Source organism: Chlamydiales bacterium (assembly GCA_031292375.1).
Lineage (GTDB): Bacteria > Chlamydiota > Chlamydiia > Chlamydiales > VFKH01 > JARLHF01.
Map to the genome: position 1 here is coordinate 86,764 of JARLHF010000001.1, position 12,677 is coordinate 99,440.

The following is a 12,677-nucleotide window of genomic DNA, read 5'->3' on the forward strand; positions in this document are numbered from 1 at the left end:
GATATATACACAAACAAGTTCAAGAATTGGTTGTTAAAATCTGATAAAATTGCTACCTTACGTTGCGTGGAACTGAGGAGTCAAGAATTGTTTATAAAATCTTTATCTTTGCGTATTATACTGAAATGCATTCTAAGCCTATTCTTAAGCACCCCATCATTTGCAGATGAGGGTATGTGGCCATTTGACAAAGTGCCCACCAAGCAAATTGAAGAAAAATATCATGTTCAATTAGATGATATTTGGCTCAAACACCTTCAACACTCCTCATTGAGAGTAAGTCTTGGAGGATCTGCTTCCTTTATATCCCCAAAAGGACTAATTATTACAAACCACCACGTAGGATCTCAAGCAGTACATAATCTATCCTCAGAAAATCAAAATTTTTTACAAAATGGCTTTTATGCAAGCAGCGATGAAAAAGAGCTCAAATGCCCTAACATGTATGTAGACGAACTTATCTTTATTCGTGATATCACAGCAGAAGTCAATAGTAAGCTTGCTATACACTTATCTTCAAGTAATCGAGCAGAAGAGAAAAAAGCTATTCTTGCTCGCATTGTAGAGCAAGCACAAAAAGAAACAGGACTACTTCCTGAAGTAGTTTCCCTTTATCAAGGAGCACAACATCACCTCTATTTTTATAAGCGCTACAGTGATATTCGTTTGGTAATGGCTCCAGAAAAGAGCATAGCTTATTTTGGTGGTAATGAGGATAATTTTGAATTTCCACGTTACTGCCTTGACATCTGCTTTTTTAGAGCCTACGAAGATAACAAACCCGCATCTACGCCCTCTTATTTGAAATGGAATTCACAAGGTCCCAAACAAAATGAGGTTCTTTTTATATCAGGCCATCCAGGACGTACTGACAGAATGAGAACAAGTGCTCACCTGGAATTTATGAAAACAGAAGAACTCTCTCTTCTACTCGATTTAATCTATGATAGAATCAATGCTCTAAGCTCTTTTGGCAAAACAAGCGATGAAAATAGACGTATTGCAGGGCACGCTTTGTTTAGCTATTTTAACTCCCAAAAGGTTCTTTCATCCGTTTATAAAGACTTAGAAAACATGTCTATCATCAACAATAAAAAACAATTTGAAATGGATTTTACAAAATGCAATAAGGAATTGCAAGAACCTTGGAACCAACTAAAAATCGCCCTAGACAATGCCAAAACATATTATGCGGAATACTTTATCTTAGAAGGGCCCGGCTCTCGCTACTCTAAGCTTTATACATGGGCAAAAAACATTGTAAGAAGCAATGATGAAAAATCTAAACCTAATGACCAAAGACTCGAAGAGTATACAGATAGTGAACTTCCAGCACTTGAACTTGCTCTTTTTTCAGAAGAGCCTTTTTATCCAAGTCTAGACCGTGTTCTTCTTGCTGACAGTCTTTCTAGACTCATAAAAATTTTAGGCCCAAATCATCCAGTTGTTCTTATTGCTCTTAACGGAAAATCTATCGATGCACGCGTTGAAGAGCTCTTCAATGAAACAAAGCTTGCAGACATCGAATACCGAAAAACTCTTTACAACAATAAAGAGCAGATTGAAAATAGCCAAGACCCCTTTATCTTACTTGCAAAGGCATTAGATCCTTATAGTCGAAAAATAAGAGAAAAAAAAGAAGATGAATTAGATGCAATTCAAAGCGATTCTTATGAAAAGATTGCAGCACTTCTTTTTGAAACTTATGGTGAATCGCTCTATCCAGATGCTACTTTCACTTTAAGATTGTCTATTGGAAAAATGAAAGGCTATAAACAAGATGGTCGAGACATTCCACCTGAAACACTTATCCAAGGAGCTTATACCCTATCCAAGGAATATAACAATAAAGAGCCCTATAACTTGCCTCAAAGTTGGATAATTCATGAAAATAGTATTGACAAGCAAACACCTTTTAATTTTGTCTCTACAAATGACATCATAGGTGGTAACTCTGGAAGTCCTGTTGTTAATGCAAATGGTGAGTTTGTTGGCATTGTCTTTGATGGAAACAGGCAATCTACCCTTTGGGATATTGAGTTTACTGAAGAGCAGGGAAGGGCTATAAGCGTTGACTCAGCAGCTATTACTGCCGCACTCAAAAATATCTATCAAGTTCACACACTTGTAGATGAGATAGACCACCAAGAAAGGAATTGATTAAAGAGCTTGCGTCCATTAAGGTCATGGATACAAGCACCCGTCGAGCACGTACGCAAAATAGGGCAGCGCTTTTCAAATATGCGCTCATAAGGACACTCTCCCTGGATACTGCCATGTTTTTTTCCAATCGGTGCATACTTTGCCTTGGACGATGCCCCAAAAAAAGCAAATGTTTTAGCTTTAGTCGTTGCCGCAAGATGCAAAGGCAATGAATCCATAGAAATCACTAGATCCATTTTATCCATTAAATTTTGAAGAGCTGGAAGAGGCATTTTGTCTACAACTGTGCTTGTTTCTAAAAAACTTTCGTGCAAACAAAAGGCGATCTCTTGCTCTTTTTTACATCCCCACACAAAAAGGAAGTAGGGAGCAAATTTTTTATCCATACACTTTAAAAACTCGTATAAGGCATCAACAGTGAGTTGTTTATTTGACCACAGCGATCCTGGACATATCATCACCCTCATCTTTTGATTTTTTTCAAGTATTTTACAATCAAATACTTCTGTTTTATCCTTCCAATTTAATAAAATAGAAGGCGCAAAATAGGGCTTATCATCTTGAAAGTAACATCTTGCAATATTAACATAATCATCTCTTATGTTAGCCTGCTTGGGCACATTAAAGCGCTTATTAGAAAAGAGAAGTGCTGGCCACTCCGTACAATTTTTCCTTCCAAAACCAACCTTTACTGAAGACTTTGTCATCCACAAAATAAGACCCGACTTACAATTGCCCTGCACATCGAATGTAATATCATAAGTCCTTGACCTCAGATTCTTTCTAAAAGAAAAAATTTCTTTCCATATGGCATATGAAAATATTTTTTTTCGAATGCGTCTGGTGTCAATGGATATTACTTTGTCAATTTGTGAATGTGTAGTTACAAGCTCTGACATGCGCCCTTCTACTACCCAATCCACTATACCTTCAGGAAAGCGTTCCTTTAAATAGGAAAGCAGGGGATACGTCTGTACTATATCCCCCAACGCCGATGTTTTAATAATTAAAATACGCAATAATCACTTCGATTTAATTTGAATTTTCTTGGGCTGACTTACCTGGGCCTTAGCAAAGGTTACCCTCATCACACCATCCTTATAAACAGCTTCTGGCTCTTTTTTTTCATCAATTTGGCCAGGAATTGCCACTCGATAGGAAAATGAGCTAGAAGCTTTTCGATAAAATTTCTTTTCTTTATCTTTTTCTTCCTCTTTTTTCTCACCCTTAACCCAAAGAACTCCCTTTTCAAAGGAAACTTCAATGTTATCAGACTTTAAACCAGGAAGTGCGGCTTCCACATAAACATGCGACTTATCTTCAGAAACACTCAAGCCAGAACTCTTTGCAAAGTCCCCTGTCCAAAAATCTGAGTCCACCAGAGCAAAAGGTGAATGCTCGTAGGAAAACGGCCAAAAACTTCTTGGGATTAAAGAATGCTCTTTATTGTTGTCCTTATTTGTCATAATACCTCTCCTTTGTTAGGGTATTGCTCATGTTACGCAAAAAACAAGGCAATGTCTACATAAATAATTTCAAAAATCCTTCAGGAAGCTCTGCTGTTATTGTCAGATTCTTTAGCAAAATAGGGTGCTCAAAAGTTAGTTCCAGGGCGTGTAAAAAAAGACGAGGAACCAAAACTCCCTTATAACCATAAAGGTAGTCCCCAACAATAGGATAGAGCACACAGCTTAAATGAGAGCGAATCTGATGCATACGTCCACTCTTTGGATAGCAATACAAAAGAGTTATATTCTCTCCTCTTTTTTTACATTCCCACTCTGTTATGGCACTTTTTGTGGATTCAGATGCACTCTTTACACATTTGCTAATCTTTTTTCCTTGCGAGGTTAGCACAATTTGCAAAGGGTTTGTAATCACACCTGCATTTTTTTCTACAATACCAGAACAAATAGCAACATAGGTCTTTTTTACAAGACGTTTTCTAAAAAGATCTTCTAAAAGAATTTGTACTTTTTTATTTTTAGCAAAAAGAAGAACTCCAGATGTCTCTTTGTCCAGGCGGTGCACAGGAAACCATTGTACCTGAGAAAAAAGCTCCTCACTACTCATAAAAGAAGGCTTATTATAAACAAGTAAGTAATCATCTTGATATAAAATGGATGCAGAATCAAACACACTCTTTTGAGCCTTAAGAGAATCTTCAAGTCCATTCAAAGTAAACTCTATCTTGTCTTTCGAATTTAACTTCATAGAAGCAAATCGCTCTACACATCCATTAAGAGTAAAAGCACCCCTTTCAATAGCTTTTTTAATTGATTTTGAGGGCATCTGCAACTTACTCTTTAAAAATTGGGCTAGCGACATCCCCGATTCTGCCTCTAAAACGCACCATGAGTTCATATTTTAAAACAAGGCGAGTCAACGGATGCGCCCATCGCATGCATACCATTGTCAACGTAAAGATTGACCCCAGTAATTGCAGAGGCAAGTGGAGAAAGTAAAAAAAGTGCACTATTACCAACTTCTTCTGCAGCAAGTGGTTTATCAACAAGGGGTGCATTAGCAAGAGCATAGTTAATCATCTGGTCAATAAACCCAATTGCCTTTGCAGCTCTGCTTCCAAGGGCACCTGCTGATATTGTATTCACTCTAACTTGCCACTTTCTTCCCATCTCATAAGCAAGTGTTCTTGTATCGCTTTCAAGAGCAGCCTTAGCAGAACTCATTCCCCCTCCATACCCAGGTATGGCTCTTTCAGATGCCATATAGGTTAAAGAAAGAGCTGCCCCTCCTCTATTCATAATGGGGCCAAAATGAGAAAGAAGACTTACAAAAGAATAGGAAGATGCACTTATTGCTGCTAAATAACCAGCCCTTGAAGTCTCCAAAAGAGGCTTTTTAACTTCAGGACCATTTGCAAGTGAATGTACAAGAAAATCAATCTTTCCAAAGTCTTTTTCTACAGCAGCTACAACTTCAGAGATTGTATACCCACCAGCTTCCTTGTAACGCTTATTTTCTCTGATCTCTTCTGGAACGTCGCTTGGCTTGTCAAAAGATGCGTCAAGCGGATAAATTTTTGCAAACTGCATGAGCGATCCATCTTTTAACTTTCTTGACTCATCAAACTTACCCATTTCAAGAGAAGATGTAAAAATCTTTAATATAGGAGTCCATGTGCCAACAAGAATAGTCGCTCCAGCTTCTGCAAGAGCTTTTGCAATGGCAAACCCAAAACCTTTATCATCACCAATACCTGCAACAAAAGCAATTTTACCCTTCAGATTAATATGCATTTCTCATCTCCCATTATTTCATTAAACAGGAGCAGTATACACTTTATTTGGCAATTTATGCTACTTGGAAAAAATGCATAAAAAAGATAGTCTTGTCCCACTTAAACTTTTAGTCAAGGTTCTATGATGATACATGCTCTTTTGCTTACTTTTTTCTTTGCAGATACGAGCGTGGCACCAGATGCATCACAACACTACGACTATAGTGGCGAAATCCTCAACATGGTTCTTACCCTAGGAAGTATCATCGCTGCTGTCATCTTTGTTAGTTGGGCCTTAAAGCGTTTACTTCACAAAAGAATGCACTTAGGCAATAGCGATAATAAGATAAAAATTATTGAAAGAAGGGCCCTAAGTCCAAAAGCCTCTCTATACTTAGTAGAAGTACTTGGAAAAACTCTTGTCATCGGCGAATCTCCTTCTGGACTTACTCGTTTAAGCGAAATTACAGATGAAGAAAAACCTATTGCTATTGAACAGGTCCAAATGGCTAGCCCCTCTTTTGCATCTATTTTAAAAAATAAATTTAAAAAACCCTATTTTGCTAAGGAAAAAAATTAATGCGCTACACTTTATTAGCTCTTGCTCTGCTTTTTACTCTAAGCTCTTGCATGTACAGAATGCCCGCTGAAGATGAATTCAGCACTGTTCCCATTACAAATAATCCTCACGTAACCAAAGATAAGGGTAATAGCCTATTACCTGGAATGAAATAAGGAACTTTTTGTCTTATGCAACTTAAACTTACTCTTAATACTCTTCTTAACTACTTGCAAAACAATAAATTTATGCCTCAATTGCAAGCTGATACAAATCAGATCTCCATCCTTTTTAGAAGTGCTACTATTGAATTTGCTATCTTCCTTCGACTTCTAGATGAGGGCGAACTTTTACAAATTTTAATTTACATTCCCATACAATTAAAAGATGAGACTCTAAATGATACTGCAAGGCTTTTACACAAACTTAACCACGATTTAGATGTGCCGGGATTTGGAATATCTGAATATGCAAAACTCATTTTCTATCGAATAGTCATGCCCTGTCCAAATAAAATCTGCAATACCGATCTACTCAACAAGTATCTTCAAATTGGGCCAAAAGCATGTACAGGGCTCTACCAACTTATCTCCTCCATTGTAGATGGCAAGAACACTTTTGATGAACTCATGCAGGCACAAAAGGAACAGTAATGCTTCGTCCTATTTTCTACGATACAGAAACCACAGGAATACGTATAGGTTCTGATCGTATTGTTGAGCTTGCAGCTTTTGATCCAGTAAATGATACCTCCTTTGTCTTTCTTATCAACCCCCAAGTGCCTATACCCAAGGAAGCTACAGCCATTCATCACATCTCTGATGCCATGGTTGCAAACAGCCCTACATTTGCAGAAATACTACCCAAATTTATTGAATTTTGTTCTGGTGAGTCTGTTTTAATTGCTCATAACAACGATGCCTTTGATGTACACTTTCTAAAAAATGAATGTGCTCTTGCAGATACTCCCATGCCTCCTTGGCTTTTCTTAGACTCTCTTAAATGGGCTCGAAAGTATCGACCCGATCTTCCAAGGCATACATTGCAATTTTTACGTGAAGTATATGGCTTTCCTGCAAATAACGCCCACAGGGCACTTGATGATGTCATTATTCTACATAAAGTCTTTAGCTCTATGACGGATGATCTCTCCTTGGAAACTATTTTTAAACTCCTTGAAAAAAGTAGCGCTCTCACACACATGCCCTTTGGCAAATATCAAGGCAAGCTTCTTTCTGAAGTTCCCAAAGACTACATCTTATGGTTAGAAAAAAATGGAGCTCTAGAAAAACCAGAAAATCATGCCCTCAGGGCAAGCTTCGATAAAATTGGAGTATTTGCTTGAAGATTGCAATTATTGGCTCTGGATACGTCGGCACAAAAGCTGCGCTATTTTGGAGTCAATCGCATTCTGTTGTTATTACAACCAGAAAGAAGGAGCGCATCAAAGAGCTCCTGCAAATGGGCCTAACTCCCTTACAACACATTCCAGACGACATTGAGTCTTGGTTAAACTTACTGCCAGGACTCGATGCCATCCTACTTTGCATGGCGCCAGACAGTATCGATCAATATACTTCATGTTACTTAAATACTGCTAAGGCATTAATTGCAGCCTTAAAGCAGGCTTCAACTCACCCATATATTCTTTATACAAGCTCTACATCTGTCTATCAAGATTCCAATGGTTCTCTTATCGACGAAGCCTCTTCTTTAAAAAATAATTCCATTCTAGTTGAAACAGAACAGATCTTACAAGAAGTAGATGCAACCATTTTACGTATCGGTGAAATTTATGGACCTGGAAGAATCGTAAGTGATAGGTTAAAAAAAACAGATGCACTCCCAGGTGATGGATCAAGTATTACTAATCTAAGCCATATTGAGGACATCATAGGGTTTCTTAATTTTGCTCTTAAAAATCGTTTAAAAGGCATATTTAACGTATGCAACGATACACACATCGATAGAAAAAATTTTTACAAACATTTATGCGATACATGCTGTATTCCAGAACCTACTTGGGATCCTTCTATGCCCTCTTCTCATAGTAGCAATAAGATCGTATCCAATGAAAAAATCAAAACTCTTGGCTATAAACTTATCCATCCAAACTACATCTATCCCCTAGCTACAGCCTTTTCACCTTGCCCTAATGACACTTATCTCTTTCATGCATGGAGTCACAATCTTATCAAAAACAGCATTCCCATCTACCCTGTTCTTCAGGATGTAAATACTCTTAATGAATGTGCAACAAAAGCTCTTTACCCCCTCACCAAACTCTCTTTTTATGCCTTTGGAAAGGTCTTTAATGAATATATCATGCTACCAACAGGAAGCGCTCTTGGCTTTGGTTGTGGTCCAAAAATCATCTCAAAAACCCCTTTTAAAGAAAATGCTCTCTCTCAAAAAAGAATCGCGATACCTGGTAAGCTAACAACTGCGCATCTTCTTTTAGAGCTATTTCTTCCAGAGCCAAAAGAAAAGATCTTTTGTACTTATGATGAAATTTTTTCTCTTATTGAAAGTGGATCTGTGGACTGTGGTATCATCATTCATGAGCAGCGCTTTATTTATGAACAAGCAGGCTTTACTGAAATTATAGATCTTGGAGCGCTTTGGGAAGAACAATTTCATTTGCCACTGCCACTGGGCTGCATTGCAGTAAAACGCTTACTTGGAAAAGATCTTATCGACAATCTTAACCAATACCTTTATGCATCTATCCTTTATGCTCAAGAAAACCCAGCCAAAAGCCTCTCCTATATTTTAGAGCATGCTCAAGTAAAAGATCCTCTCATCGTACAAAAACATATCGATCTTTATGTTGGAAAAGAGACCTTAAAGCTATCAAGCGATGGTCTACTTGCCATTCACACACTCTTTTCACTAGCACAAGAAAAGGGCCTTCTTGCAAAATCTTCCCTTCCACTAATGTGATGCTACCAAAGCCTTCTCTATTAGACTTCTTGCGTAATTACATTTGCTTGTTAAAATTGTCTTTTTTGACAAGCAAAGCTAATTATGCAAGAAGTCTATTGCATCTTTTAGGTTAGTGTAATCGATTGTATCGTTTTTATTTTCTACTCTAACACCATTTACAAAAATGGTAGGCGTTGAAATATGCCCCATCAATTGGTTTCCAATGGCTGTATTTTCTTTAACTTCGCGTAAATAATGCTCACTTTCAACACACTTTTTTAGCTCTGGTAAATTAATTTCTGAGCTTGCATGGGAGGCATAAGTCAGCAGCATACTCAATGTTGCCCAATCTTTTCTTTCTGGAAGCTGATTTTGATAGATATAGTCTAGATATTTAAAAAAGAGATCAGCCCTTGGTTTTGCATCTTGATGATAAACACATAAAAGTGCTTCTGCTGCCACGGTAGACTTAAAAAGAAAAGATGTTATAATCACAGTGTAGCGAATTTTATCTGTATCGATAAACTCTTTTTTAAGTTTAAAAAATGATTCATTATTATACCTTTTACTATCCGGACACTTTGGCTCTAAAAATGCAACTACGTGCACTTTAGAGTCTAGATTTCCAATAGTTGGCTGATTCGATACATCTGGAAAAAGTTCATTAGAATGAACAAAGCATGCTGAAAACAACATGACAAGTGTTAAAAATAGTGTCTTCATACTAACCTAGGTTTTTTGCGTAACATGAGTAAATTATCACACTTTTGTGTACGGGATTCACCCAATTTTTGAAAGCAAAAAAATTATACACAAAGAAGTTCAATGCAAGAAACGATCTAGAAAAAGCATATCTCCTTCGTCGATTGTTAAAGGGGTATTTCTATTTAAGGTAACACCCTTTTCTTTCAATGTTTTGCGAAGACGAAATGTTTTGATTTCACTTGGAAGATGAAGAGTAAACTCTATTTTTTTCACCCCTCTTATGATCACTTTAAAAAGCTTTGACTTTGTCCACTCAAAACTCATTCTTATAGCTCCATCAAATACCATTACATTAATCATTCTTCCACAATGCAAACTAGAAGGAAGTTTTGGAAAAATATGAAGAATGAAACCCGTCTCTTTTATAAAAAGTAGGCGAATAAGCTTCATTACTTCCTTTAAAAGAATGAGAGGAGAGCCTGATTTAATAGGTGGAACAGCAAAGCCTTGATATTCTTCGTCCACAATTCTTGGAGCTAAAATACCTGAAAAAGAGGCGCAGAAAAAATCTAAAAAAGGCTCTTCCAATGCATCTCTTGTAGATTTCTGAACAGATTCCTCCAAAACACCTAAGAGGGTTTCTTGTTTATCTACAGGGTATTCTAGAGTTATCCACTGCCCCATCATAAACAATAAAGGCAAAATTTCTCTTAGATCTTTTCTTCTTCTTACAAGAAACATATCTTGCTTCTTATGACTTCCAAATGAGAGCCTTTCTAAGGCTGTTTTTTTGATGAACTCTGATGTGAAAGGCATCAAAAATAACTTATCGTCTACTTTTTGTATAAAAGACAGCTTAGATAAAGCCTCACTAATTGCTTTTAAAGCATCTCTTTCTATTCTAAAAGCTATGTAAGACCCATCTTGTACATAGAGTGAATAGCGAAAAAGCCCACTCTTTGTCTTGCCACTAACAGAAATTTTTCCGCTTTCTAAATCATTTAATACCGTAAAGTCTTTGCAAGGCCCATTTAAAGGCACAAATATTTCAGTACTATTAAATATAATTAGCGAAGGAAAAATCTGGACAATAAGGTTCGAGCCAAGAAGCACTGTTTTTACTCCTGGATCATGCGAAAAAGGGCGAAAGGGCGCTACAACTTTTATTCTCACAGCAACTCACCCACAAGACCTTCTGGAAGAGATTCTATCAATCTAACCCTCACAAGAGTATTTGGCTGAAGCCCTTTCGAGTAAATCATAACTGGTAAAAAGTTTGCAGTAGATCCACAAATGAGATCTTCATTATCCCTTGACTCTGTAAGAACCCACATTTCACGACCAAGATATTCAGATCGCAATTCAAACGCTGTTTCTTCTGCAATTTTTATAATACGACTTTTCCTTTCCTTGATCACATCTGGCGCTACCTTGTTTGGAAATAATGCAGCTCTTGTTCTAGATCTTACGCTATAGGGAAACATATGCACTTTTGCAAACTTTACACGTCTCATGACATCAATTGTATCTTGCAAATCACTTTCAGATTCCCCTGGAAAACCTACGATCACATCCGTTGTAAACGTAAAATCTGGATTTTGTCGCCTTAATTTCTCGACTGTATCTAGAAAAATTTGCCTCGTATATTTACGGTTCATCCTTTTTAAAATAACATTAGAGCCTGACTGAAGAACAATATGCATTGAAGGGCATGTCTTTTTACCAAGTAAAATAACATCTGCAAGCTCTTCATCCACCTCATCTGGATCAATTGAGGAAAGGCGCAATCTTTCAAGTCCTGGTATGGCATCGATCGCCTTTACGAGATGAGCCAGGCGCTCAGGACTCTTTCCTTCTGCTTTTGCACCATCAAAATCGCCAATATTAATGCCCGTTAACACAACCTCTTTATACCCATTGGCTATCAATCCTTCCACTTCTTGAACGATCGATTCCATCGTACGTGACTTCGATCTGCCCCTCACATAGGGGATGATACAATAAGTACAAAATGAATTACAGCCATCTTGCACCTTCACAAAAGCCCTTGTATGGGCATCAAAATTGTTGATAGCAAACTCTGGAACGCTCTCTTCTGGAAAAAGTCTTTCTACTAATTGATCTTTATCTTTGTTGGGAACCACAAGGCTTACTCCAGAAATTTCTTGAATAAGCTCGGGACTTTTTTCTGAAGCGCATCCTGTAACAACCATTTTTGCATGCGGGTTCTTTTTAATCAGTTGCCTTACTTGTAATTTACTCTCTTTATGCGCCGACTCTGTTACTGTACATGTATTTACAATGCAAACATCTGCTTCCTCGTGGGAAAGAGCTGCTGTATAACCAAGAGCTTCTAATTGGTTCTTATAAGCTTGTGATTCGTATTGATTAGTTCTGCAACCAAGAGTTGCTATTTTAAATTTTTTACTCACTTATATACTCAAATTTTTAATATATTCATTTGCACCCGTAGTCATCATTTGCACCGCAATAAACATAAGAACCATTCCTGCAAATCTCTCAAATGCCTTCAGAACTTTTTCTCCAACTAGCTTCTGTAAATATGAAGAGAGTAAAAGAACACAAAGAGATGGAAACCATGCTGCTAAAATGCACAAAAACATCACCCAATGATTCGATTCTTGCAAAGAAAAAATCATGACGTTAGAAATTGTACCAGGACCTGCCATAATAGGAATCGAAAGAGGTACAATAAAGGGCTCTTGCTTAAGTGGATCTCCTTCCACCATAGGTTTTGGGAATATCATTTCTAATGCAATAAGGGCTAAAATAACTCCACCACCTATTCTTAATACTGAAATATTCAAATTTAGAAATGAAAGGACAGCTTCCCCTCCAAAACTAAAAATTAACATAATAAGAAGTGCAAAAAATAGCTCTCTTACAATGATACGTTTTTGTGCTCTTTGATCAAAATCTTTAAGCAAAGCTATAAAAATAGGAACGTTTCCAATCGCATTAAGAATAACAAAGAGTGCAACGATTATCGAAAGTTCAGACATGAGAAAACTCCTTCACAAAAACAGACGATAGTATACACTGTCATCCAAACTTTATACAACT

General features: G+C 37.2%; 14 protein-coding genes. 6 read left to right on the forward strand and 8 right to left on the reverse strand.

What is annotated here, in order from left to right:
- Positions 1–87 precede the first annotated feature (87 nt).
- Complete coding sequence (locus tag P4L16_00350; protein ID MDR3623577.1) at positions 88–2,160, forward strand: S46 family peptidase; 2,073 nt, start codon at positions 88–90, stop codon at positions 2,158–2,160.
- Here the strand turns inward: P4L16_00350 and P4L16_00355 are convergent.
- From P4L16_00355 to P4L16_00370, 4 genes are read right to left on the reverse strand one after another with little or no spacing between them, the layout of a single operon-like run.
- Positions 2,118–3,182, reverse strand: coding sequence for a glycosyltransferase family 9 protein (locus tag P4L16_00355; GenBank protein ID MDR3623578.1), 1,065 nt, complete (start codon positions 3,180–3,182; stop codon positions 2,118–2,120). The genes P4L16_00350 and P4L16_00355 overlap by 43 nt on opposite strands.
- Before the next feature lie 3 nt (positions 3,183–3,185).
- Positions 3,186–3,629: an Hsp20/alpha crystallin family protein gene (locus P4L16_00360; protein ID MDR3623579.1), complete on the reverse strand. Its 444-nt coding sequence runs from the start codon at positions 3,627–3,629 to the stop codon at positions 3,186–3,188.
- Between the two features lie 55 nt (positions 3,630–3,684).
- Positions 3,685–4,491, reverse strand: a complete 807-nt coding sequence (locus P4L16_00365) for an RluA family pseudouridine synthase (GenBank protein MDR3623580.1) — start codon at positions 4,489–4,491, stop codon at positions 3,685–3,687.
- A 32-nt stretch (positions 4,492–4,523) separates the two neighbouring features.
- A complete protein-coding gene (locus P4L16_00370) occupies positions 4,524–5,423 on the reverse strand; it encodes an enoyl-[acyl-carrier-protein] reductase (protein MDR3623581.1) in 900 nt (299 codons plus the stop codon).
- 123 nt (positions 5,424–5,546) lie between these two features.
- Here P4L16_00370 and fliO point away from each other — a divergent pair, with 123 nt between their 5' ends.
- The 5 genes from fliO to P4L16_00395 are packed head-to-tail and all read left to right on the forward strand — an operon-like array spanning position 5,547 to position 8,906.
- Positions 5,547–5,984, forward strand: coding sequence for a flagellar biosynthetic protein FliO (gene fliO, locus P4L16_00375; protein MDR3623582.1), 438 nt, complete (start codon positions 5,547–5,549; stop codon positions 5,982–5,984).
- Positions 5,984–6,139 carry a hypothetical protein gene (locus P4L16_00380; GenBank protein MDR3623583.1) on the forward strand — a complete coding sequence of 52 codons (156 nt, stop codon included), beginning with the start codon at positions 5,984–5,986 and terminating at the stop codon, positions 6,137–6,139. The genes fliO and P4L16_00380 overlap by 1 nt, the downstream gene beginning before the upstream one ends.
- Before the next feature lie 15 nt (positions 6,140–6,154).
- Positions 6,155–6,616 carry a YbjN domain-containing protein gene (locus P4L16_00385; protein ID MDR3623584.1) on the forward strand — a complete coding sequence of 154 codons (462 nt, stop codon included), beginning with the start codon at positions 6,155–6,157 and terminating at the stop codon, positions 6,614–6,616.
- A complete protein-coding gene (locus P4L16_00390; protein ID MDR3623585.1) occupies positions 6,616–7,308 on the forward strand; it encodes a DUF3820 family protein in 693 nt (230 codons plus the stop codon). The genes P4L16_00385 and P4L16_00390 overlap by 1 nt, the downstream gene beginning before the upstream one ends.
- Entirely contained in the window at positions 7,305–8,906 is a 1,602-nt protein-coding gene (locus tag P4L16_00395; GenBank protein MDR3623586.1) for a hypothetical protein, read from the forward strand. Before P4L16_00390 ends, P4L16_00395 begins: the two co-directional genes overlap by 4 nt.
- 78 nt (positions 8,907–8,984) lie before the next feature.
- Here P4L16_00395 and P4L16_00400 read toward each other — a convergent pair whose 3' ends face one another.
- From P4L16_00400 to P4L16_00415, 4 genes are all read right to left on the reverse strand, one after another.
- The gene (locus P4L16_00400; GenBank protein ID MDR3623587.1) at positions 8,985–9,611 is read right to left on the reverse strand and encodes a thioredoxin domain-containing protein; all 627 of its coding nucleotides are present in this window, start codon (positions 9,609–9,611) and stop codon (positions 8,985–8,987) included.
- Positions 9,612–9,710: 99 nt separating this feature from the next.
- A complete protein-coding gene (locus P4L16_00405; protein ID MDR3623588.1) occupies positions 9,711–10,766 on the reverse strand; it encodes a hypothetical protein in 1,056 nt (351 codons plus the stop codon).
- Positions 10,763–12,025 (reverse strand): tRNA (N(6)-L-threonylcarbamoyladenosine(37)-C(2))-methylthiotransferase MtaB, encoded by a 1,263-nt coding sequence (gene mtaB / locus P4L16_00410; protein ID MDR3623589.1) that lies wholly within the window; start codon positions 12,023–12,025, stop codon positions 10,763–10,765. The genes P4L16_00405 and mtaB overlap by 4 nt, the downstream gene beginning before the upstream one ends.
- Entirely contained in the window at positions 12,026–12,616 is a 591-nt protein-coding gene (locus tag P4L16_00415) for a MarC family protein (protein MDR3623590.1), read from the reverse strand. It abuts the gene before it with no gap.
- Between the last annotated feature and the right edge of the window lie 61 nt (positions 12,617–12,677).